The 22,941-nt window shown below is 62.9% G+C and carries 22 protein-coding genes and 2 pseudogenes; 15 read left to right on the top strand and 9 right to left on the bottom strand.

The window, feature by feature from the left end; genetic code table 11:
- Window positions 1–91 precede the first annotated feature (91 nt).
- From FJ934_RS18480 to FJ934_RS18490, 3 genes are all read left to right on the top strand, one after another.
- Window positions 92–430, top strand: coding sequence for a DUF559 domain-containing protein (locus FJ934_RS18480; RefSeq protein ID WP_140611062.1), 339 nt, complete (start codon window positions 92–94; stop codon window positions 428–430).
- A gap of 196 nt (window positions 431–626) precedes the next feature.
- Window positions 627–2,936 (top strand): glycine--tRNA ligase subunit beta, encoded by a 2,310-nt coding sequence (gene glyS, locus FJ934_RS18485; protein WP_140611064.1) that lies wholly within the window; start codon window positions 627–629, stop codon window positions 2,934–2,936.
- Between the two features lie 107 nt (window positions 2,937–3,043).
- A complete protein-coding gene (locus FJ934_RS18490) occupies window positions 3,044–3,367 on the top strand; it encodes an ATPase (protein WP_140611066.1) in 324 nt (107 codons plus the stop codon).
- Between the two features lie 75 nt (window positions 3,368–3,442).
- Here the strand turns inward: FJ934_RS18490 and FJ934_RS18495 are convergent, their stop codons facing one another.
- Window positions 3,443–3,832 (bottom strand): hypothetical protein, encoded by a 390-nt coding sequence (locus FJ934_RS18495; protein WP_140611068.1) that lies wholly within the window; start codon window positions 3,830–3,832, stop codon window positions 3,443–3,445.
- Between the two features lie 126 nt (window positions 3,833–3,958).
- Entirely contained in the window at window positions 3,959–4,393 is a 435-nt protein-coding gene (locus FJ934_RS18500) for a hypothetical protein (protein ID WP_246671560.1), read from the bottom strand.
- Between the two features lie 186 nt (window positions 4,394–4,579).
- Between FJ934_RS18500 and FJ934_RS18505 the strand changes: the two genes are divergently transcribed.
- The 3 genes from FJ934_RS18505 (at window position 4,580) to FJ934_RS18515 (ending at window position 7,745) form a co-directional block, all read left to right on the top strand.
- A complete protein-coding gene (locus FJ934_RS18505; protein ID WP_181165671.1) occupies window positions 4,580–5,554 on the top strand; it encodes an L-threonylcarbamoyladenylate synthase in 975 nt (324 codons plus the stop codon).
- A gap of 9 nt (window positions 5,555–5,563) precedes the next feature.
- Window positions 5,564–6,994: an FAD-binding oxidoreductase gene (locus FJ934_RS18510; protein ID WP_140611074.1), complete on the top strand. Its 1,431-nt coding sequence runs from the start codon at window positions 5,564–5,566 to the stop codon at window positions 6,992–6,994.
- A 184-nt stretch (window positions 6,995–7,178) separates the two neighbouring features.
- On the top strand, window positions 7,179–7,745 hold the full coding sequence (locus FJ934_RS18515; protein WP_140611076.1) for a DUF6101 family protein: 567 nt from the start codon (window positions 7,179–7,181) through the stop codon (window positions 7,743–7,745).
- Window positions 7,746–7,987: 242 nt separating this feature from the next.
- Here the strand turns inward: FJ934_RS18515 and ubiA are convergent, their stop codons facing one another.
- Complete coding sequence (ubiA, locus tag FJ934_RS18520; protein ID WP_181165675.1) at window positions 7,988–8,971, bottom strand: 4-hydroxybenzoate octaprenyltransferase; 984 nt, start codon at window positions 8,969–8,971, stop codon at window positions 7,988–7,990.
- Between the two features lie 37 nt (window positions 8,972–9,008).
- Between ubiA and FJ934_RS18525 the strand changes: the two are divergent.
- Window positions 9,009–9,176 (top strand): annotated as a pseudogene (locus FJ934_RS18525) (phytanoyl-CoA dioxygenase); the annotation flags it as partial.
- A gap of 156 nt (window positions 9,177–9,332) precedes the next feature.
- A complete protein-coding gene (gene purD, locus FJ934_RS18530) occupies window positions 9,333–10,610 on the top strand; it encodes a phosphoribosylamine--glycine ligase (protein ID WP_140611080.1) in 1,278 nt (425 codons plus the stop codon).
- A gap of 15 nt (window positions 10,611–10,625) precedes the next feature.
- Here purD and FJ934_RS18535 read toward each other — a convergent pair whose 3' ends face one another.
- Both FJ934_RS18535 and FJ934_RS18540 read right to left on the bottom strand, forming a co-directional pair.
- Window positions 10,626–11,759 carry a glycoside hydrolase family 25 protein gene (locus FJ934_RS18535; protein WP_181165672.1) on the bottom strand — a complete coding sequence of 378 codons (1,134 nt, stop codon included), beginning with the start codon at window positions 11,757–11,759 and terminating at the stop codon, window positions 10,626–10,628.
- Between the two features lie 210 nt (window positions 11,760–11,969).
- On the bottom strand, window positions 11,970–13,412 hold the full coding sequence (locus FJ934_RS18540) for a caspase family protein (protein WP_140611084.1): 1,443 nt from the start codon (window positions 13,410–13,412) through the stop codon (window positions 11,970–11,972).
- 426 nt (window positions 13,413–13,838) lie between these two features.
- Between FJ934_RS18540 and FJ934_RS18545 the strand changes: the two genes are divergently transcribed.
- Complete coding sequence (locus FJ934_RS18545; protein WP_246671558.1) at window positions 13,839–14,939, top strand: autotransporter domain-containing protein; 1,101 nt, start codon at window positions 13,839–13,841, stop codon at window positions 14,937–14,939.
- A 66-nt stretch (window positions 14,940–15,005) separates the two neighbouring features.
- On the opposite strand, the pseudogene FJ934_RS28465 reads toward FJ934_RS18545, so the two are convergent.
- Window positions 15,006–15,238, bottom strand: a pseudogene (locus FJ934_RS28465) (hypothetical protein).
- A 201-nt stretch (window positions 15,239–15,439) separates the two neighbouring features.
- On the opposite strand from FJ934_RS28465, the gene FJ934_RS18555 reads away from it, so the two are divergent.
- Entirely contained in the window at window positions 15,440–17,209 is a 1,770-nt protein-coding gene (locus FJ934_RS18555; RefSeq protein WP_140611088.1) for an acyl-CoA dehydrogenase, read from the top strand.
- 27 nt (window positions 17,210–17,236) lie between these two features.
- On the top strand, window positions 17,237–17,989 hold the full coding sequence (locus FJ934_RS18560) for a crotonase/enoyl-CoA hydratase family protein (RefSeq protein ID WP_140611090.1): 753 nt from the start codon (window positions 17,237–17,239) through the stop codon (window positions 17,987–17,989).
- Between the two features lie 9 nt (window positions 17,990–17,998).
- On the opposite strand, the gene pdxH is transcribed toward FJ934_RS18560, so the two are convergent.
- A complete protein-coding gene (pdxH, locus tag FJ934_RS18565; RefSeq protein ID WP_140611092.1) occupies window positions 17,999–18,616 on the bottom strand; it encodes a pyridoxamine 5'-phosphate oxidase in 618 nt (205 codons plus the stop codon).
- 40 nt (window positions 18,617–18,656) lie between these two features.
- Between pdxH and FJ934_RS18570 the strand changes: the two genes are divergently transcribed.
- From FJ934_RS18570 to FJ934_RS18585, 4 genes are all read left to right on the top strand, one after another.
- Entirely contained in the window at window positions 18,657–19,118 is a 462-nt protein-coding gene (locus FJ934_RS18570) for an RT0821/Lpp0805 family surface protein (RefSeq protein ID WP_140611094.1), read from the top strand.
- A 100-nt stretch (window positions 19,119–19,218) separates the two neighbouring features.
- Window positions 19,219–20,151 carry a DnaJ C-terminal domain-containing protein gene (locus FJ934_RS18575; RefSeq protein ID WP_140611096.1) on the top strand — a complete coding sequence of 311 codons (933 nt, stop codon included), beginning with the start codon at window positions 19,219–19,221 and terminating at the stop codon, window positions 20,149–20,151.
- 106 nt (window positions 20,152–20,257) lie between these two features.
- Window positions 20,258–21,076 (top strand): enoyl-ACP reductase FabI, encoded by an 819-nt coding sequence (gene fabI / locus FJ934_RS18580; RefSeq protein ID WP_140611098.1) that lies wholly within the window; start codon window positions 20,258–20,260, stop codon window positions 21,074–21,076.
- Window positions 21,077–21,127: 51 nt separating this feature from the next.
- Window positions 21,128–21,715 (top strand): histidine phosphatase family protein, encoded by a 588-nt coding sequence (locus FJ934_RS18585; RefSeq protein WP_140611100.1) that lies wholly within the window; start codon window positions 21,128–21,130, stop codon window positions 21,713–21,715.
- A gap of 59 nt (window positions 21,716–21,774) precedes the next feature.
- On the opposite strand, the gene FJ934_RS18590 is transcribed toward FJ934_RS18585, so the two are convergent.
- Together FJ934_RS18590 and FJ934_RS18595 are read right to left on the bottom strand one after the other, a co-directional pair.
- Window positions 21,775–22,494 (bottom strand): carbonic anhydrase, encoded by a 720-nt coding sequence (locus FJ934_RS18590; RefSeq protein ID WP_140611102.1) that lies wholly within the window; start codon window positions 22,492–22,494, stop codon window positions 21,775–21,777.
- A 158-nt stretch (window positions 22,495–22,652) separates the two neighbouring features.
- Entirely contained in the window at window positions 22,653–22,907 is a 255-nt protein-coding gene (locus FJ934_RS18595; protein WP_140611134.1) for a DUF1344 domain-containing protein, read from the bottom strand.
- Between the last annotated feature and the right edge of the window lie 34 nt (window positions 22,908–22,941).

Genomic DNA, 22,941 nt, shown 5'->3' on the forward strand with positions numbered 1-22,941 from the left:
AGGTCGCCGCGAAGCGGCGGGTGGGGGTGACAGCGCGACTTCCCATGCCAAAACTCGATCGGTTCAAGCTGCTCAACGGCTTCGTGCGGCAATGACCGACGAGGAACGCATCCTGTGGCGAAATCTATGGCGCATTCCAGTCGAAGGCACCCATTTCCGAAGACAGGCGTCGGTCGGTATCTACTTCCCCGATTTCATCTCACACCAGCTGAAGCTGATCGTCGAAGTGGACGGCGCCCACCACAGCTTCGATGATCAGCAGCGCCATGACGAGCATCGAACAAAATGGTTCGAGAGTCAGGGTTATCGCGTCATCCGCTTCTGGAACCACGAAATCAAAAACGAACTGGATTCCGTGCTCGATACGATTTATGCGGCGGTGGAAGAACGAAAATCACACCTTGGCCCGCGAGACGCCGAAGGCGCTTGAGGCTGAGACGCCGCCACCCCACCCCGGCGCTAACGCGCCGACCCTCCCCATCAAGGGGAGGGTGAGGAGCCACCCCGATGCCCGACCTGCTTCTAGAACTTCGTTCCGAGGAAATTCCTGCCCAGCCGCGCGCCCGCAGCGCCGAAGGCGCGAGGACGCGCAAACAGGAAAACGGCATGCGGGTGGAGAGACTGTGATGCCGGATCTTTTGCTCGAACTTCGTTCCGAGGAAATTCCTGCCCGCATGCAGCGCAAGGCGGCGGGGGATCTCAGGAAGATGCTGACCGACGGTCTGGTCGAGGCGGGTCTGACCTATGAGGCGGCGCGCGAGTATTGGACGCCGCGGCGGCTGACCCTCGACATCCGTGGCCTCACCGCGCGCTCGAAAGATATTCACGAGGAGATCAAGGGGCCGTCGACGACGGCGCCTGAACAGGCGGTGCAGGGATTCCTGCGCAAGGCCGGGCTGGCTTCGATCGCCGAGGCGCATGTCCATTCCGATCCGAAGAAGGGCGATTTCTATGTCGCCCACATTTCGAAGCCGGGCAGGGCGGCCGAAGAGATCATCGCCGAACTGATGCCGGGTATCATCCGCAATTTCCCCTGGCCGAAATCGATGCGCTGGGGCCCGGCCTCGGCCAAGCCCGGCTCGCTGCGTTGGGTGCGACCGCTGCAATCCATCCTGTGCACCTTCGGCCCGGAGACCGAGGAACCGGTCGTGGTCGATTTCGAAATCGACGGCATCCGCTCCGGCAATGTCACCTACGGCCATCGCTTCCTCGCGCCGGGCCAAATCACCGTGCGTCGCTTCGATGACTATGTGAGCAAGCTGGAAGCCGCGAAGGTCGTTCTCGATGCCGACCGGCGCAAGGAGATCATCCTCGCCGACGCCCGCAATCTCGCCTTCGCCAACGGGCTCGACCTTGTCGAGGACGAAGGCTTGCTTGAAGAGGTGTCCGGGCTGGTCGAATGGCCCGTCGTGCTGATGGGCGAGTTCGAGGAGGCTTTCCTGGCCATTCCGGCCGAGGTGATCCGGCTGACTATCCGCGCCAACCAGAAATGCTTTGTGACGCGGCCGCAAGGCGCCGGCGATGCGCTATCCAACCGCTTCATCCTCACCGCCAACATCGAGGCCAAGGACGGTGGCAAGGAGATTGCCCACGGCAACGGCAAGGTGGTGCGCGCCCGTCTCTCGGACGCGCTCTATTTCTGGACGACCGACCAGGGCGATCTGCCTGATCTCGGCGAGCTCGACGCATCGGCGAAGAAGTTCGGCCTCGACCTGAAAAAGCCGCTCGACCAGCGCATGGCCCGGCTCGACCATCTCGGCGTCACCTTCCACGCCAAGCTCGGCACGCAGGGCGAACGGGTGGGACGCATCATGCGGCTGGCGGAAGAACTGGCGCCGATGGTGGCGAAGTCGATCTCCCTCCTTGAGGGGGAGATGGCCGGCAGGCCAGAGGGGGTCGCTTCGCATGAAGCGCCAGCGTCCTCTGTCGGCGATAAGGCGTCGCTCCCCGTCGGACCGACCTCCTCTGTCGCCTTCGGCGACATCTCGCCCTCGAGGGGGGAGATGTCCGCGCTCGCACGCCGCGCTGCCGTCCTCGCCAAAGCCGATCTCACCACCGAAGTGGTTGGCGAATTCCCCGAACTGCAGGGCGCCATGGGCCGCAAATACGCGCTGCTACAAGGCGAGCATCCATCCGTGGCTGCTGCCATCGAGGAACATTACAAGCCGCAAGGCCCGTCTGATTATGTGCCGAGCGATCCGGTGTCGGTGGCTGTCGCGCTGGCCGACAAGCTGGATACGTTGGTCGGCTTCTGGGCCATCGATGAAAAGCCGACGGGGTCGAAGGACCCCTATGCCTTGCGTCGCGCTGCACTGGGCGTGGTCAGGATTTTGGTCGAAAACCGAATTCAATTGCGGCTGGCTTCCCTTTTCGCGAGCGCTGGCGCACGTTATTCAGGAAGTGGGGCGGATCAGATAAGCGACCTCCTCGCCTTCTTCCACGATCGCCTGAAGGTTTATCTTCGCGACCAGGGCGCCCGCCACGACCTCATCGACGCGGTGATCACCCCGCAGTCCGACGACCTCCTGCAGATCGTCCGCCGCGTCGAAGCGTTGGGTTCGTTCCTCGACAGCGAGGACGGCAGGAATCTGCTCGCCGGCACCAAGCGTGCGGCCAACATCCTGGCCGCCGAGGAGAAGAAGAAAACGCTCGTAGCCGAAATCGTTGAGCCGGCCCTGTTCAGGGAAGAGGCCGAGAAATCGCTGTTTGCGGCGGTGAATCAAGCTGAGAAGCAAGCCGGCGAAGCGATTCAAAATGAAGATTTTTCGGCTGCCATGCTGGCGCTTAGCGCGTTACGCGAACCCATTGATTCATTCTTCGAGCATGTTCTCGTGAATGATGAGGATCAGGCGGTGCGCGCCAACCGCCTGGCGCTGCTCGCTCGCATCCGCGAGGCCACCGGCAAAGTCGCGGATTTCTCGAAAATCGCTGGTTAAGAGCCCGGAAAATATCTTCCGGCCGGCCGTTCGAGCCGGCTTACAGTCACATGACGATGATCTCTCCGTGGCAAAAGGGACATGTTCCCAACCCAACGGAGGCTTCCATGAATTCCGATCACGACATCGAAGTGACAGAAGAAACCTCGGCTCCCGCCGAGGCGCTTGAATCCGCTTCCGAAACCGATCGCGCCGCCGCCGCTGCGATCGAAGCCGCCGATCATTCTGACGAGGACGGCGACGAGGAAGATGGCGACGACGAAGAGTCTGACGACGCCGAAGCCGCCACACCGTCGGGTGACGACGAAGAAGAGGACGAGGACGAAGACGACACCGAGGGCGCGGTGAAGGCCGAAGGCGGCGACGACGAGAGCGAAGAAGAATCCGAAGACGGCGAGTCGGAAGACGACGACAAGGAAGAAGCCGCCTGAGATTCCAGTACGGCCTGTCGGGAAGAAAGGGCGGCGCATCGGCGTCGTCCTTTTGTCTCCCAAACGCCGGTTTGATCAGTTTTCCAGGATGCTAACGCGCACGCTGTTTTCGTAGACGTCGACCTGGACCAGCGGTTCGCCATCGACGATGGCGCGCTTGGTCGAGGAACTCATCGCGCCGGGACGCTCCAGCATGCGCTGCAGATCCGCGCGTTGATCGTTGGTCCTGAACCAGGCGTCACTCTCATCGCCGCTGTCGCGACGATGGAATTTGTGCCAGTTGGCGCGGTCCTGTCGCACCATCTGCGCCGCCTCATCCAATGCATAGCCGTCGCTTGCCTGATGATCGCGATCGGAGATGCGCGCCACATAGGATCCGAGCATCTCATCCGCATGGGCCGCGCCGGCGCTCAGAAGTGACGCGAACAAAAGCCCTGCCGCGGTGATGGTTCTGGACTTTCTCATGATCAACCCCCTTTGAAACGAAGAAATCCCGCCCGCCAGACCCGCCTGGCCAAAGCGCAGTCGGCAGCGGGCCCCGAAGCGTCATCAAACTGTCAACGTCTTGGCACGTCCGCTGGCCGGTGGCGGCTACTTGACCTTGCCGACCCTCGAGGCGGGTGGCGTCGGTGCGGCCGCCGGTGCGATTGGCTTCTTCTGCGTGCCCGATGCCGGAGCGGCCGAGGCGGTTGCCTTGGCAGGCGTGGGCGCAGGAGTGGCCGCAGCCGGTGCTTTGCCCTGTGCGGGCGTCGAGAACGCACTGCCGGCGACCCCGCCACGAATGATCATCGGACTTTGCTTGAAACCGTGCGGCGCTTCGGGCTCGTTGGGAATCGCGGCTACCTTCTCATAGGTGACGTCGGGCTCGCCGAGCGCAACGACGGACACCACATCGCTCGCCTTGGTGTCGGTCGCCTTCAGGGTAAGGATGGACGGCGTCGAAGTCGGCGCGCCGGGAAAAACCAGTGAGGAGGCCTGAGCCTCGCAGCTCAACGCCGCCAGGGTGATCCCCAGCAGGATACGCATAGACACGATGGATCGCTCCCTTTGCCCCAGTAGCCGCGATGATAGCGCGCCGGAATTGATGCCGGCTTTCGTGGAAACATAGAATTTTAGGGATTGATAATTCGCCAAGACCCATTCTTGCCTGACAGCCGGCTTGCCCAACACCCGCCATCGTACTACGCACCCCTCAACTGTGAGGTGACGAGAGTGGCTGAAATACTTGCCGCCGGCGAAGCGTTGGAGCGGGCGCTGGCTTTGCTTCAGGGCGGCGATGTCGTCGCCATCCCGACCGAAACCGTCTACGGGCTCGCCGGCGACGCCACCAATGGCATCGGCGTGGCGCGCATCTTCGAGGCCAAGGGGCGGCCGCGTTTCAATCCGCTGATCGCCCATGTCGCCGACATGGCGATGGCCGAGCGCATCGCCGTATTCGATCCGCTGTCCAGGAAATTGGCGCTTGCCTTCTGGCCGGGCCCGCTGACCCTGGTGCTGCCGCAGCGGCCTGGCAATGGCATTCATCCGCTGGTCACGGCCGGGCTCGATACGATCGCCTTGCGCATGCCGAGGGGCTTTGGCGGCGATCTCATCGCAAAACTCGGCCGGCCGCTCGCCGCACCCAGCGCCAATTCATCCGGCAAGATCAGCGCCACGACTGCGCAAGCAGTGGCGGCGGACCTCGGCGCGCGCATCAAGCTGGTCGTCGATGGCGGCGCGACGCCAGTCGGGTTGGAATCGACCATCCTCAAGCCCGAAGACGGGAGATTGCGACTACTTCGTCCCGGCGGCATTGCCGCCGGGGAGATCGAGACGGAGATCGGCATGGAGCTGTTGCGTGGCGGCGCCGCCGGCGTCGAGGCACCGGGCATGCTTGCCTCGCACTATGCGCCGGGTGCGGCTGTTAGGCTCAATGCCGGCAAAGTTGGCAAGGACGAAGCGTTGCTTGCCTTCGGTCGCCAACGGGCAGAAGGCTGGCACCATGCCGCCGCATTCCGAAACCTCTCCGAAACGGCTGACCTGCGCGAAGCAGCGAGCAATCTTTTCGCCTACATGCAGGACCTCGACCGCAGCGGCGCACGCATCATCGCGGTCGAGAAGGTGCCCTTCGATGGGCTCGGTGAAGCCATCAACGACCGGCTGTCTCGTGCCGCCGCCCCTCGTGACAACACAGAGCCCACACCATAATTTTCCCACATGACCGAAACCGCAAAGACACTTGATCCCGCTCTCATCGATCGCTTCGCGGCGATCGTCGATGCCAAATATGCGCTGCGCGACCAGCAGGACATCGCGCCTTATCTCATCGAGCGGCGCGGGCTCTGGCATGGCGCGACGGCGCTTGTGCTGCGGCCGGGCAGCGTCGACGAGGTCAGCCGGATCATGCGGCTGGCGACCGAGACAGGAACGCCCATCGTGCCGCAAAGCGGCAACACCGGGCTGGTCGGCGCCCAGGTGCCGGACAGTTCCGGCCGCGAGGTCATCCTGTCGCTATCGCGGTTGAACCGCATCCGCGAGATCGATGTCCTGTCCAACACCGTGACGGTCGAGGCCGGTGTCATCCTGCAGACATTGCAGGAGGCGGCGGATGCCGCCGACAGGCTGTTTCCGCTGTCGCTAGCCGCGCAGGGCTCCTGCCAGATCGGCGGCAACCTCTCTTCCAATGCCGGCGGTACCGGCGTGCTTGCCTATGGCAATGCGCGCGAACTCTGCCTCGGCGTCGAGGTGGTGCTGCCGACCGGCGAGGTGTTCGACGATTTGCGCAAGCTCAAGAAGGACAACACCGGCTACGACCTGAAGAACCTGTTCGTCGGCGCCGAAGGCACGCTCGGTGTCATCACCGCCGCCGTGCTTAAACTGTTTCCCAAGCCGAAGGGACGCGAGGTCGCGTTCGTCGGCCTGTCGTCGCCGCAAGCAGCGCTTTCCCTGTTCAGCCTGGCCATGGACCGCGCCGGGGCCGCGCTCACCGCTTTCGAACTGATCGGCAAGCGGCCATACGACTTCACGCTGGCGCATGCACAGGATGTGACGCGGCCGCTGATGGAGGATTGGCCCTGGTATGTGCTGATGCAGATTTCATCGGGCCGTTCGTCGGAAGATGCGCGGGCGCTGATCGAGGATGTGCTCTCGGCGGGCCTCGATCAGAACTTCGTCGGTGATGCCGTCATCGCGGCGAGCCTTGGGCAAGGCGACGCCTTCTGGAATTTCCGCGAGCTGCTGCCTGAAGCGCAGAAGCCGGAAGGCGCCTCGATCAAGCACGACATCTCCGTGCCGATCGCATCCATCCCGCGCTTCATCGAGGAGGCCGCCGGCGCGGTGGCGTTGGTGAGTGCCGGTGCCCGCGTCGTCTGCTTCGGCCATATGGGCGACGGCAATCTCCACTATAACATCTCGCGGCCCGTCGACGGCGACGACGAGGCGTTTCTCGCCCTCTACCATCCCATGAACAAGGCAGTGCATGACGTCGTGCGCAGCCTGCACGGTTCGATCTCGGCCGAACACGGCATCGGCCAGTTGAAGCGCGACGAACTGATCGCCACCGCACCGCCGGTGGCGATCGATCTGATGCGCCGGGTAAAGGCGGCCTTCGATCCGGTCGGCATCATGAATCCCGGTAAGGTTATCTGATCCTTTCAACATCTTGTGGTCGGTGGCATTCCGATAACCATCCCTGAGATCAGCAAAATTTAACCGACTTTCTTAAGCGCGGCGGTAAGGAGCCCACGCTACTGTTTCCCCATAACGAGGCCGGGAAAACTGGCCCGGAGAGAACCGGACACCGGCTCTCAGGAGACAGACAGGAAGGCACTCTATGAACACTGGACTGAAGCCAGTCTGGGCGGGACGCAACATGCGCCTCGACCCATTCCGACTGCCGCAGGTGGTCAGCTACGCGACGCGCGATGACTATGGCGACGTGACGTTCACCATCGACCATCGTGGCGCCGTGATCCGCCGCATGCTCGAGATGAGCGGCGTGCCGGCGATCATCGCTCTGCCTGCCAACGCGTTCCGCGGCGTGGCCGCCCGCGCGATGGAGGATCCGGATGGCAATGTCACGGTGACCCTGGAACTCCTGCACAACGATCCGATGTTGTCGGTGCCGCTGCTGGTGGCCGACGACCTCGACGATGTCGCGGCCGACTGGCGCGCCTGGGCCGATGCCTACCGCCTGCCGATGCTCCTGATCGAATCGGACGGCGTGGCCCGCACCCTGGAAGAATCGCTCGGCGCCGCCATCAAGACGCTGCCGCCGCAGGATCGCCGCAAGGGTCGCGTTTCCAACACGCGCCGCCCGCGCTTCCTCGCCCGCCGCAGGGCTGGCGACCTTGGCCTCAGGCTGGTCATCGACGGCCAGGAGATCATTTCTCGGGAGTAACTTCGCCTTGCACAGTTGGCGAAACCATCAATGACAGCCTCCTTCTCCCCGTCACTATACGGGGAGAAGTGCCCGGCAGGGCGATGAGGGGCGGCGCTGACTTGGCGTTGTCCACCTCAAAACCTGATCTGACGGACGCCCTATATCGCTGCTAAATTCATTTTGCTCCAAGGTTGGCGCTGCCCCTCATCCGGCTGCCGCCACCTTCTCCCCGTATAGTGACGGGGAGAAGGCAGAAGCCGCTAGACCAGCGGCTTGAGCGCCACCCATAGCGCGCCGCCGATCAGGCCGAGGAAGATCAGCCAGCCGACCTGGTTGTTAGACCGGAACAGCCGCAGGCACTGGTCCGGATCGTTGATGTCCAGGACCGCGATCTGCCGGGCCATATGGGCGCCGGCGGCGATCAGCCCGGCCAGCGCCACCACCGGTGCCTGCGCCGACGCGAAGGCGACGGCGAAGCAGATCAGCGTGCCGCCGTAGAGCCCCGCCAGCCACGCTTTGGTGTTGTCGCCGAACAACCGCGCCGTCGAGCGCACGCCGACAATGGCGTCGTCTTCCTTGTCCTGGTGGGCATAGATCGTGTCGTAGCCGATCACCCACAGGATCGAGCCGATATAGAGCATGATGGCGGGTCCATCGAGATCGCCGAACTCGACCGCCCATCCCATCAGCGCGCCCCAGGAAAAGGCAAGGCCGAGAAACAATTGCGGCCAGTTGGTTATCCGCTTCATGAATGGATAGACGGCGACGATGGCCAACGAACAGACGCCGAGCAGGATGGCGAAGCTGTTGAACTGGACGAGCACGGCAAGGCCGACCAGGGCCTGCAGCACGAGAAACAGCCAGGCCCGCCGGCGGGTGGTCTGGCCCGATGGCAACGGGCGCGAACGGGTGCGTTCGACCTGGTTGTCGATACCCTCGTCGACGATATCGTTATAGGTGCAGCCGGCGCCGCGCATCGCGATGGCGCCGACCAGGAACAGCACGAGATACAATGGCGCGGGCAGCAGCGAGAGCAGCGGGTCGCCAGGCCGCGGATAGGCGCTGGCCGCCAGCGCCGCCGACCACCAGCACGGCCATAAGAGCAGCTGCCAGCCGATCGGCCTGTCCCATCGCGCAAGCTGCGCATAGGGCCAAACTTGGCGCGGCAGCACCCGGTAGACCCAATGGCCGTTCGGTGCATCGGCGACACGGCCCTGGGCCGCTTTCGACTGGATAGGTTCCATGTCCATGGAGTGGCAGCAGCCGCGGAAACCGTCAAGCGGCAACCTGACCGCGGCACGGCGCCGGGCGCTGTCGCTGCGCTGGGTCGGCGACGATGCCCATTATGTCGAGCGGCCGAGCCGCATGTCGCCGCCCTATTATGGCCACGGCATGCAGCCAGGCCAAAAACTGCGCGAGGACTGGTTTCCGGTCGTCTTTCCCGGCTGAAGCGAGCGCCAGAAGATCGGCGGCGTTGCCCGCCGCCGGTTGTCGGCGGGGTAACGTTCCCGTGCGCAATTCCCGGCAAAGCGCCCGGATGCCTTGACCCGTCGTCCAGAGAGCAATAGCGGGTTCTCTTGGAACAGTCGGTATCAAGAGGTGGCCATGAACGTTCTTCTTCTCGGCTCCGGCGGCCGCGAACATGCGCTCGCCTGGAAGATTGCCGCGTCGCCTCTGCTGGCCAAGCTCTATGCGGCCCCCGGCAATCCGGGCATCGGCGGTGAGGCCGAACTGGTGAAGCTGGACATTGCGGACCACGCCGCCATTGCCGCTTTCTGCAAGGACAAGAACATCGACCTTGTCGTGGTCGGGCCGGAGGGGCCGCTTGTCGCCGGCATCGCGGACGATCTGCGCGCCGAAAATATCCGCGTCTTCGGGCCTTCGAAGGCCGCCGCACGGCTGGAAGGCTCGAAGGGTTTTACCAAGGATCTCTGCGCTCGATATAACATCCCGACCGCCTCCTATGGCCGTTTCAGCGATCTCGCCTTCGCCAAGGCCTATGTCGAAAAGACTGGCGCGCCGATCGTCATCAAGGCCGACGGGCTGGCCGCCGGCAAGGGTGTCACTGTCGCCATGACGCCGGACGAGGCGCGGGCGGCCCTCGATGCCTGTTTCGAGGGTTCCTTCGGCGCAGCCGGTGCCGAGGTGGTGATCGAGGAATTCATGACCGGCGAGGAAGCGAGCTTCTTCTGCCTTTGCGACGGCACCACCGCGTTGCCCTTCGGCACCGCGCAGGATCACAAGCGCGTCGGCGATGGCGACGTCGGCCCCAACACCGGCGGCATGGGCGCCTATTCGCCGGCCCAAGTGATGACGCCGGAGATGGTGGAGCGCACCATGCGCGAAATCATCGAACCGACCATGCGCGGCATGGCGGAACTCGGCGCGCCCTTCACCGGCATTCTCTTCGCCGGCCTGATGATCACGGATAACGGGCCGAAGCTGATCGAATACAACACCCGCTTCGGCGATCCGGAATGCCAGGTGCTGATGATGCGGCTGAAGGACGATCTGCTGGTGCTGCTCAACGCCGCGACCGACGGCCAGCTTGCGCATATGTCGGTGCGCTGGCGCGACGAGGCGGCGCTCACCGTGGTGATGGCGGCGAGAGGCTATCCCGGCACGCCGGAAAAAGGCTCCGTCATCCGCGGTGTCGAGGACGCCGCGGGCGAAGGTGTCCAGATATTCCATGCCGGTACGGCCATCAACGGCGGTGCGCTGGTTGCCAATGGCGGCCGCGTCCTCAATGTCACGGCGACCGGCGCCACGGTCGGTGAGGCGCAGACGCGAGCCTATGCCGCGCTCGACCGGATCGACTGGCCGGACGGATTCTGCCGCCGCGACATCGGCTGGCAGGCGGTGGCGCGCGAGCGGGCGGGTTGACGTCCAGATGACAGCTTACTGCTGGCCGTGAGTGAGCTCGGTCGAAGCGGTGCTGACCGGGTCGGCGGCGGCAAACGCGGCGTCTAATTGCGCGGGTGAGCGCTGTCCGATCCGCTTCCAGGCGACATATTCGACGATGCCGAAGCCTGGCCGTCGCGGCACCGTCTTCACGACAGGCATGCGGAACCCGTCGCGGAATTTTGACCAGCGCGAGCCGAGCACCGCGACCATTTCCTCCAATGTCGGCGGCGTCGCCACATCGGCATAAATGATGGTGGCCTTGCCGGCCAACGCCGCTTCCCTCGAGAGCGGCACCGGTACGCTGGCAAGATAGTCGGACGGCACGTCGATCAGCCCGCCGAAGGGCCACTGCTGGCGCAATGTGACGGCATCCGTCGGCACGACGTTGACGTCGATGTCGTCGGGCGTGCCGGCAACTCTGTAGGGGCAACGGAAGCGGCCGCAATTGGCCTGCGCCGAGAACTGCCAGAGCGCGTAGCCCCGCCAGTTGCCCATCGGAAAATGCACGTCGATGTCAGGCTTGTAGCGCGCGTACCAGAGCGGCAGCCGCGACAGGAGCCGGTATTTGTAGCGGTTGTCGGCGATGAACTGGGCGGTCTTGCCGTTGGTGTAGAGCACCGGGAATCGTCCAACGCGCCGATGCACCTGGCGCACGAATTCCTCGGCATCGTCGAGCGACATCCATTGCGAGGGATCGTTGCCTTCGAGGTCGAGAGCCATGAGATCGTCGGGCGCAGGATCGGCGAAATCGAGGAAATTGTTGGCCTGCTCGACCGGATTGCCGGGGCGGGCGAGGTGATAGGCACCCCATTTCAGTCCGAGCGCCTTGGCGACGACCCTGCGCGTCTGGAACAGTTCGCGTGTCACCGCGTGGCGTTTCCACAACGCTTTGCACAGCTTCACCTCGGTATCGCCGCCGGAGCAGAAATAGGGCGGCGGCATGCCGTCGGAAGCCTTGTTGATGAAGGCGACGATGCGCTTGTCGGTGGCAAGTTGTGCCCAGTCGATGGAATTGTATTCGTAGGCGTCGACGACCAGCGCGCGGTCGGCGTTCTTCCACGGCTCGGAGAAGTCCGAGGCCTTGGCCGCCATCGACAGCGCCACGGTCGCCGCGAAAGTCAGAGGCATCAGTGCGTGTCGCCAGAAAATATACAGAGGTTTTAGAGAAGCGGCATGCCCAGGGAAAAAGGGTTTGACGAGCGTTGGCACAGCGCTCTTTGAATGGCGATGGAAACGCCTTGGCAATTTCAAAACAGGGAATCCCCGTTGATCAAAGGCAAATCCTGAACCGTCATGGTTAAGGAATGCTTCTCGATGCTGGGAACACCCCGTGCCAGATTAGAACACACCGCCAATACCAATTCCGCCACTGATGTCGGGAGGGGGGGCGGCGGGACGCGACGATGGCGAACGCGAGGGCGTGGAGGTCTTTCGGCTCGCCGCTCCCTTTTTGCGCAGCGGAGCGGCGTCCGACGCGACCTTCGCCGGCTTGACCTTCACGATGACCGGATCTTTGCAGACACGGCCGGAGTGCAAGAAGAGATCGCCCAGAAGTTCAACCGTTGGCTCGGTCGCCGACGCGGCCCGCTTGGTGTTCCTGTAGTAATTGTTGAGAGCTTGGACCGACTGCTTGCCCCAGTCCCCATCGACTGTCATGCGATAGCAGCCCAAGCGGCGCAATTCCGTCTGGATGTTGCGTGCGAGGTCGGTCGCTTTCGCAGGGCCCGGCTCACCTGCCGATGTGCCGACGATCAACGTTTCAAGACCGGAAACCACGCTTTGCCGGGCTCCTTCAAGGCTGGCAAGCTGCGTACCTGCCGGTTCCGGCGAAGCGCCGGGCGGGACTGAAATTTCGGCCGATCGCAATGTTTGTCCCACGATAAGCACGGCGGTCTGTAGGTCGTTGGAAGCAAGCTCGACCTGCAGTTTTTTCTTGGCGGCCGGATCCGAGAGAATGCGAGACAGGCTGGCGCTCAACTGAGCCGGGTCGAGCTCTTGTTGCTCGGTGAAATAGAACTGCTCACGAAGGTTCGACTGGTCCCATGGAACCTGACGACCTGCGGTGAGTGCCTCGGTCTCGTTGCGAACGCGGATCATCATATCCGAGATGCTGAGCCCGGGAATCTCCACGTTCCTCAACAGGGCTGTGGTAAAGGGGCTGTTGTCCCCCGAGCCATCGGCCGTGATGTTGCCTGGCTGGGTCGCGAAGGCAACAAACGTGTTTTCGCCCACTTCGACCTGGGCAAGGCCATCCATGATGCTGGCGCCTTTGCCGACCGGGTTGTTCCGGCAAGCGTCAAGAAAAATAAATGTCTGCCTCTCCCGGTTGGAAAATTTTGCGATCACGTCGTTTAGCCTGATCGCGCCCGCGGTCAGTTTTTCCAGGGTTTCGGGATCGGGTGTATCGACAGGCAGGAGATAGTTCTCTCCCTGCAACTGAACGCCGTGACCGGCGTAGAAGATCACCACAGCGCTGGCGGTTGCGAGTTTGCTGTCGGCCCTGTCAAAGAGCTTGGCAAACCCGTCCGACGAAAGATCGAGCCCCGTCAGCACGTCGAAATTCAGCCTTTTCAGACTTTCGGAGAGTTGTGTGGCGTCGTTTACCGCATTGGTCAAATGTTGAAGGCGGGTGCTTCGGTAATGCGAATTGCCAATGACGATGGCAAGCCGCTTGCTTGGCTTTGACGCAAGCACTTCCTCGACCGCGGCTTGGGCACCCATCGAGCCGAAAAACACGACCAGCAGAACTGCAGCAAAGTGCCGGAAGAAACTGTAGGTCATGTCACGGGCTCGTTTCAGCTGCGACAACGTTCGCGCCGTCGAAGTGTCCGTCCGGCTGATGCGCCGTCCCCTCGGACGGCGGAAACCCATATCTCCGAAGACCACTGAATTTTACACCACAAACCGCCTCAAAGAAAGGGCGAGGGTCTCGCGACCGCGTTTGATCGGCCGAGCGGGGCGGCGCGAACCATCGTCTTACACGTGCTTCAAAAGGCTCGCTTGGCAAGGACCCCAGCCGCGCCGGCATGCGGAAGCCGATTCGATGCGAAACCATATCTTCCCAGGGCATAACCTGTCATAATCGTCATAGTGCGATCGCAGTATGCTGAGCGCGCACGCTGAAGCCTGACGGGTATTTTGAATATCGTCGGCGAATTGCATCCCTGATTATTATTGTCTTACTTGTAATAAAGAGGGGAAATGACAATGACAGCAAAGAAATGGTATTTTGACCCGGTCAACGCGATTGCGCTCTCGATCGGTGCTATGTTCGTCCTCCTGCCTTCGAAGGCAGCCGCCTGCATTTTCGTTGGTGAGGGAACTGTTCTGTCAGGGCAGTGCTATCTCAACGGCATAGCCAACGGCGCGGTTGTCGACACGTCCCTGGATGCGCTTCTGGGTGTTGTCGATGACGCAATCGAGTCAGATGTCGGCCTTGCGAACGGGCCCCCGCAAGCTCTGTCGACGCCGTTCGGCGTCTTCGCTTCCGGCCAGTTGGCGCACACGGAGCACGACGGCTTCACGATTTCACGGGGACCGATCGTGACCACCGGACCAGACTTCGACGTTGACGAATTTTCCGCTGCGGTCAGCGTGGACTTCAACGCTGCAAAGCATTTCGGTTTCAACAACGAGCACGGACTAAACTTGGGTCTGTTTGGCGGTTATGCATCGGCCAAGGTAGACGCCAATGCGCTCGGTTTCTTTCCTCCTAACGGCGAAGCCACCAACAGAAGCGGTATGTTCGGCGGTTATGGGCTCTATCGTCGCGGCACCAGCTATATGCTTGTGGCTGCATCGGCGTTCCTCGGCAACACCGATGTCGAAAGCACAGGCCTCGGCTCCGGCACGTATGACACACAAGGCTACGCCGTAACGGGGTCGATCGGCCACATCTTCAACTTGACCGATCGGGTGCGCTTCGATCTGCGTGGTGGATTGCTTGGTGTTAGTTTCACCGGCGACGAATACACGGACAGCTCTGGCGTTTCGTACGGAAAAAGCCGCCTGTCCTTTGGCGCAATCAAGTTCGAACCTGGAGTTTATGCCGATTATCAACTCGGGAACGGTATGGTGATCAGCCCTTACGCGCGAGCCGATCTGCAGCAGCGCTTCGGCTATTCAAACACCGCGAGCGTATCCGGTATCGAGAGTAATTTCGAAGATGCGGACTTCTCGGCGGCGGTGTCGGCAGGCTTCAATCTGAAAATGTCCCAATCGACCACCGTCAGCAGTGAGATTCGGGGCAAGTGGTCCCAAGACAGTTCAACCGTCAGTGGCAAGCTGGGCGTAAAGATCGCCTTCTGAACATAGACGACAGGATGGTCATTTCCGTGGCCGGCAACGCAAGATGCTTGGCGGACGATTATCTGGCTAGCGCCGGACCCGGGGAAATTCAATCGGGTCGGGCGCGGGCTCCTGCTGCAGCGTGCGTTCGGCGGCGCGCTTGTGGTGGTGGGCCAACGAGCGTTGCGGCGAGCACAATATGCCGCGATCCGACCAGTAGGCCGCACCATGTTCCAGTCTGCTCTCATGGTACCAGAACCCGGTGCGCGATAGGGCAGGCCGCATTCGATGCAGCGGTAAGCGTCTGGTCTGGCGAGCATGAGATGTTCCGATCGGCTCGTTCTGATCTGTCGCCGGTCGACTTGGTCCGGCTTCGACGGAATTTAGGCCAGCGCGATTGCAAAATCCGCGTGACAAAGTTTACGTAAAAAGAAGATGGGAGACCGCCCAAAGGCGGATGGTTTTGCGGCGGCACTGGCTCTAGGGTCGGCGAGGCCGATGCATCAGGAGGATCGAGCGGCATGTATCGGGCACCGGTCGAGGACATCGCGTTCACGCTGAAGCACGTGGCCGGCATGAAGCCAGCGCTCGATGCCGGCACGTTCGGCGATCTCGGCGAGGATCTGGTCGATGCCGTTCTTGGCGAGGCCGGCCGTTTCGCCACCGAGGAGGTGGCACCCCTCTACAAGATCGGCGACGAACAAGGTGCCGTGCTGAAGGACGCTGCCGTCACGATGCCGCCGGGCTGGAAGGAACTCTATCGCCGTTGGATCGACGGCGGTTGGAACGCGCTGTCCGGACCTGAGGAATATGGCGGACAGGCGCTGCCGACCATGCTCGGTGTCGCCGCGCTCGAAATGTGGAATTCCGCCGCCATGGCCTTTGGCATCGGCCCGACGCTGACCATGGGCGCCGTCGAAGCGCTGGACAAGCATGCCTCCGAAGAGCTCAAGGCGAAATATCTCGCAAAGCTCGTCTCCGGCGAATGGATGGGCACGATGAACCTGACCGAGCCGCAGGCCGGCTCGGACCTCAACGCGCTCCGCGCTCGCGCCGAGCCCGCCGGCGACGGCACCTACCGCGTCTTCGGCCAGAAGATCTTCATCACCTATGGCGAGCACGACTTCACCGACAACATCATCCATCTGGTGCTGGCGCGGTTGCCGGATGCTCCCGCCGGCACGCGCGGCATCTCGCTGTTCCTGGTGCCGAAATTCCTGATCGAAGAGGATGGCTCGCTCGGTGCCCGCAACGACGTCTTCTGTTCCGGCCTCGAGCACAAGCTCGGCATCCATGCTTCGCCGACCTGCACCATGATCTATGGCGATGGTTTCCAGGGCGCCAAACCTGGCGCCATCGGCTGGCTGATCGGCGAAGAGGATAAGGGCCTGGCCTGCATGTTCACCATGATGAACAATGCGCGTCTGGCCGTCGGCATGCAGGGGGTAGCCGTCGCGGAAGCCGCCACCCAGAAGGCGATCGCCTATGCCAATGAGCGCCGCCAGGGCAAGGCATCAGATTATGCCGGGTCCGGCATGGCGCCGATCGTCCATCACCCCGACGTGCAGCGCAACCTCTTGACGATGCGGGCGCTGACCCAGGTCGCGCGCGCCATCAGCTATTCCTGCGCGCACGCCATCGACCGCGCCCGCGTCGCCGAGGGCGAGGCTGCCGCCAACTGGCGCGACCGCGCCAATCTACTGACGCCCCTTGCGAAAGCCTTTTCGACCGATGTCGGCGTCGAGGTCGCCTCGCTTGGTGTCCAGGTGCATGGCGGCATGGGCTTCATCGAGGAGACGGGCGCGGCAGCGCTCTATCGCGATGCGCGCATCGCGCCGATCTACGAAGGCACCAACGGCATCCAGGCAATCGACCTCGTGTCGCGAAAACTGCCGCTCGGCGGGGGCGAACATGTGCATTTCTACATCGGCGAGCTGAAAGCAGTCGCCGATGCGGTCCGCACCTCCAACATCGAGGGCTTTGGCCGCACCGCGGACAATCTCGACCGGGCGCTTGCCGATCTCGACGAGGCGACGCGCTTCCTGCAGGAACTGTTGGCCAACGGCTCAACTGACGCGGCGCTTGCCGGCGCCACGCCCTATCTCAGGCTGATCTCATTCGCCGCCGGCGGCGCCTATCTGGCGCAAGGCGGGCTTGCCGACCGTGGCCGCATCGCCCTTTGCCGCTTCTTTGCCGAAAACCTGCTTGGCGAAACGCGCGCCTTGAAGGAGCGCGTCATCAATGGTGCCGAAAGCCTGGCCGCTGCCGGCAAGTCGCTGATATCGACCTGAAACATTCCAACGCTCGAAGGGACCATCGTGACAGACCATATCCTCGTTGAGCGCCAGGGCGCCGTCCAGATCATCCGCATGAACCGCCCGGACAAGAAGAACGCGCTGACGCGCGCCATGTATGCGAAAATGTCGGCGGCTCTTGCCGAAGGCGACGTCGATCCGGCGATCCGCGTCCATGTCTTTCTCGGTGTGCCCGGCGCTTTCTCTTCCGGCAACGACCTTGCCGATTTCATGATTGTCGCCACAGGCGGCGACGGCGGCACGGAAGTCTGGGATTTCCTGATGGCGCTGGCCAGGGTCGAGAAGCCCATCGTTTCCGGTGTCGACGGCATCGCGGTTGGCATCGGCACCACGATCAACCTGCATTGCGACCTGACCTTCGCCACGTCGCGCACCCTGTTCAGGACGCCCTTCGTCGATCTCGGCCTAGTGCCCGAGGCTGGGTCCAGCCTGTTGGCGCCGCGCATCCTGGGGCAGCAAGGCGCTTTCGCCCTGCTCGGCCTCGGCGAGGGTTTTTCGGCCGAGCGGGCGAAGGCTGCCGGGTTGATCTACGATGTGGTCGAGGAGAGCGCCCTGGAGGCCTCGGCCCTGGCTGCCGCTCGCCAGATCGCCGCCAAGCCGCCGCAGGCGCTGAAGATCGCGCGTGACCTGATGCGCGGCTCGCGCGACGACCTCGTCGCCCGCATCGGCGTGGAAAGCGCGCATTTTCGCGAGCGGCTGAAGTCCGATGAGGCGCGCGAGGCGCTCACCGCGTTCATGACCAGAAAGAAGGGTTGAGAGCCCTTTTCAGGGATAAAGCCGCGTCTTATCCCAACCACCCTTGGCGTTGCGCGAAAAGACCATCCGGTCATGCAGCCTGAACGGCTTGTCCTGCCAGAACTCGATGGTCTTCGGCACGATGCGGAAGCCCGACCAGTGCTTCGGGCGGGGGATCTCGCCGATGGCGTAACGGGCCGTGTATTCGGCGACGGCTTTCTCCAAGGCGAAGCGGCTTTCCAGCGGCCGCGACTGTTTCGAGGCCCAGGCGCCGATGCGGCTGCCGCGCGGCCGCGTCGCGTAATAGGCGTCGGCCTCGGCATCGGTGACGATCTCCACCGGACCGCGCACGCGCACCTGGCGGCGCAGCGATTTCCAATGGAAACACATCGCCGCCTTCATGCTGCCCAGAATTTCCTGGCCCTTGGCGCTTTCGAAATTCGTGTAGAACACAAAGCCGCTTTCATCGAACCCCTTGAGCAGCACCATCCGCACATCCGGCATGCCCTCGGTATCGACGGTTGCCAGCGCTACGCCGTTGGCATCGTTGACTTCGCTTTTCGTGGCGTCCTCCAGCCATGCGGCAAAGAGGCGAAACGGCTCGGCCGCATCGGTAAAGTCACTGGTTGTTAACTCTGTGTCACTCATAGTTTTTCTCAAATTGTCACTAAGCCGGGGAGGTTGCCGATTGTCGCGTATCGCGCAAGCTTTTGACAGCAGGCAATGGGGCGTTATCGCTTCGGCCAGCGCGAAAGCCGCGATCGTCTCAATCGCCCTGCCGCTTGCCGGCTGTGGCGCGGGTGGCTTCAGCCTGGAGAAAGCCGAGGTCGACCGCTCGATCCTGACCAGCGGCACATCGACTTTGGCCAAGCCGGCCGATTCGGATCGCGACTCCGACCAGACGACGATCGGCAATGCGGTGTCTTCCGCCGACATCGTACAGCTCGGCGGCCAGGCCGTGCCATGGGCGAATGCCGGCACCGGGTCGCGCGGCTCCATCATTGAGCTGGCGGAATTGAAGGACAGGGGCCAGACCTGCCGTCGCTTCAAGGCTTCGCGCGAAAGCTTTGATGGCGTTGCCATGTTCGAGGGCGAACTCTGCCTCGCCGGCGCCGGCGGCTGGCGCATGCAGGGCTTCAAGGCGCTCTGATTTTCCGCCTTTGGTGTGACAGTCCGCTACTGGAATTTCTTCCTATGCAAGCGCATATAGGGGGCAAGTATGGACTCACTCCTTCCCCAGGGCAGAAAGCATGCGCGACCCGTATGAGGTGCTGGGCGTTGCAAAGAACGCATCGGCCAAGGACATAAAATCGGCGTACCGGAAACTCGCCAAGAAACATCATCCGGACCAGAATCCGAATGATCCCAAGGCAAAGGACCGTTTTGCCGCGGCCAATCAGGCCTATGAGATCGTCGGCGACGAGAAGACACGCGCCGCTTTCGATCGCGGCGAGATCGATGCCGACGGCAAGCCGCGCTTCCAGGGCTTTGAAGGCGCCGCAGGTGGCGGCGACCCCTTTGCCGGGTTCCGTCGCCAGCAGCAGGGGCCCGGCGGTTCGCGATTCGAGTTCCGCTCCGGGCGGCCAGGCGGTGATCCGTTCGACGGCAACAGCGACATCTTCAGCCAGATTTTCGGCGACGCCTTTTCGGGCGCGCGCGGCGCCGGCATGGGCGACCGCCGCCAGCCGGCCACCGCTGCCGATCTGAACGTCACGCTCGACATCACCATCGAGGAAGCGGCGAACGCCGAAAAGGTGACGGCGATGTTCCCGGATGGCCGCAAGGTGGCGGTCAAACTGCCGGTCTTCGTCGAGGATGGCCAGACCATTCGGTTGAAGGGGCAAGGCGAGCAGGGGCCGGGCCAGCCCGGCGACGCGCTGGTCAAGATCCATATCCGCCGGCATCCGCGTTACCGTATCGAGGGCCGCGACCTGCATGCCGATCTGCCGGTGTCGCTGGCGGATGCGGTGCTGGGCGCCAAGGTGCCGGTCGAGACGCCAACAGGCAGGCTCGCGGTCAACGTTCCCGCCTGGTCGAGTTCGGACAAGGTGCTGCGCCTCAAGGGCAGGGGCCTGCCGGAAAAAGCCGGCGGTCACGGCGATCTCTACGCCCATGTGCGCATCATGCTGCCGGAGGGTGGTGACAGCGCTCTCGAAGCGATGCTGCGTGGCCAAAAAGGCTGATCGCGACTTTTGTCCCCCGAACTGTCCTGTTTGAGCGCTTGAAGGGGCCCTGTGCCTGTGCGATAGGGCTCTCCACAAAGCAGATACTCTTGCGGAGAGCACGCACATGGCGGGTGGACAGGGCCTGATGGCCGGCAAGCGCGGCCTGATTCTGGGCGTCGCGAACAACAGGTCGATCGCTTTCGGCATCGCCAAGGCATGCGCCGACCATGGCGCCGAGATCGCGCTGACCTATCAGGGCGAGGCGTTCAAAAAGCGTGTCGAACCGTTGGCGGCGGAACTGGGCGCCTATGTCGCCGGCCATTGCGATGTCACCGATCCGGCGAGCCTCGACGAGGTCTTCGCCAATGTCGCCAAGCATTGGGGCAAGCTCGACTTCCTCGTCCATGCGATCGCATTTTCCGACAAGGACGAACTGACCGGCCGCTATGTCGAGACGACGCGCGACAACTTCCTGCGCACCATGGACATTTCGGTGTTTTCCTTCACCACCATCGCCAAGCGCGCCGAGGCGCTGATGACCGAGGGCGGTTCACTGCTGACGCTCACCTATTATGGCGCCGAGAAGGTGATGCCGCACTACAATGTCATGGGTGTTGCCAAGGCCGCGCTCGAGGCCAGCGTGCGTTACCTTGCCGTCGATCTCGGCGCCAAGAAGATCCGCGTCAACGCAATCTCGGCCGGCCCGATCAAGACGCTGGCCGCATCCGGCATCGGCGACTTCCGCTACATCCTGAAGTGGAACGAATACAATTCACCACTGAAGCAGACGGTCACGCAGGAAGAGGTCGGCGATTCCGGCGTCTATTTCCTGTCCGACCTGTCGCGTGGCGTGACCGGCGAAGTGCATCACGTCGATTCCGGCTATCACGTGGTCGGCATGAAGGCGGTCGACGCGCCTGATATTTCGACGGTCAAGGAATAGCTTTCCCGCCAATCCTCCGCCTAGGCCCAGGCCTCACCTCCGGAAGACCTGATGTACCCGCTGGTTTACATCGTGCGCCACGGCCAGACCGCGTGGAATGCCGAGGCCCGGCTTCAGGGTCAGGCCGACACCGATCTCAATGAGCTCGGCCGCCAACAGGCCACCGGAAACGGGAATCGGTTGGCCGGCCTCGTCCACAAGCCGGAGGATTTCGATTTCATCGCCAGCCCGATGAGGCGGACGCGCGAAACGATGGAGCGCATCCGCGTCGCGATGAAGCTCGATCCGCTCGCCTATCGAACCGATCCCGATCTCGTTGAAGTCAATTTCGGCGATTGGCAGGGGTTCACCTTTGCCGAGCTCGAGACACGCTATCCCCGTGCGAAGAAGACTCGCGCTTTGGATAAATGGAACTTCCAGCCGCCCGGCGAAGGTGCCGAGAGCTACCAGATGCTGCTTGAACGGGTGAAGCCCCGATTCGACGCGCTCGACCACAACACGATCTGCGTGACGCATGGCGGCGTCATGCGGACCTTGTTTCGCTTCGTGCTTGAGATGCCCGAGGACGAGGCCGCGAACCTGGAGATACCGCACGATCGCGTGCTCCGGCTGCAGGGTGAATGCCTGGAGTGGCTGTAGCTGTCCTGGCTATGATGGTTATTCATCCGAGGTTGAGCGCGGTCGCCCGGATGAACGTATCATTCGAGGTAGGTCACCACACCCGTTTCAAGATCGTAGATCGCCGCGACGATCTTCAGCTTCCCGGTCCCGGTGAGACCGGCCAAGAGCTTGCTTGAAACGGCAAGGCGCCTCGCGGTCCGCCTTGCGCTCTCCTTAGCCGTGTTGTCGACAAAATCGCCCGCCTCGCTCCGCACCGCGATTGCCGCCGGCAAGATCGGCTCGATCATCGGACCGATCGCGCCCGGATAAGTGGCGTTCTTGGTGACCACGTCGCAAGCCGCCTTGACCGCACCGCAGCTTGTGTGCGCGAGGACGACGATCAACGGCGAACCGAGTACCTCCGCGCCATATTCGACCGTTCCGAGCGTCGCGGTGTCGACGAGGTTGCCAGCATTCCGGGCGACGAACAGTTCTCCAACGCCGTGGCCGCCGAAAATCAGCTCCGGCGGAACGCGACTGTCGGCGCAACTGATGACCGTGGCCCAAGGCGCCTGGTGTGTAGCGACAGCATTCCGCTGCGCGGCAAGGTCAATCGAACAGAGTTCCGGATGGCTGACATAGCGTTCGTTGCCGGACTTCAACGCGGCCAACGCTTCATCGGGAGGCAGAGGCGTCGCAGTGCCCTCGGCCGCGCGCGCCGGCCAGACCGCTCCGCCAAAACCGGTCGCGACGAGCCCCGCGCCGACCTTGAGGAAATCCCTCCGGCGGATCCCTTCGCCCTCGCAGTCGCTGCACATTGTCCTGCTCCCGCCGCGGATCCAGCCGATGGCTGGATCCGTGAGCTGAGACTGCTACCAACGAGTTGCATTAGCAAGTGCTAACTCTCGTCCGGTCCATCCGGGAGCTCGATTCCGAGCCTGTCGAAATGGATCTGGCCGTGCGAAGCCGGAGGCTCCTATTCGGTGTCCGGCAATTCCATGTCGGTGACGACGTTTTCGCCATTGGTCACGTCATAGGCAATGACGACGTCCATGCCCGGCTTCAGCGAGTCGAGATCGGTCTCGGCGTTCAGCTTGTAGGATTTGCCGTCATCCAGCGTCAGGGTCAGCGCGTCCTTGTCGATCTTCTTGATCAGGCCTTCGGTCTGCCCGGCGAAAGCGGCGGTGGAAAGCAGCAGTATGGCGGCAACAGCGCCAATCAGGGTACGCATCATCGTCCTCTTTGGTCATTGCGCCGGCACGGTG

The sequence above is a fragment of the Mesorhizobium sp. B2-4-12 genome (genome assembly GCF_006441575.1).
Taxonomy (GTDB): domain Bacteria; phylum Pseudomonadota; class Alphaproteobacteria; order Rhizobiales; family Rhizobiaceae; genus Mesorhizobium.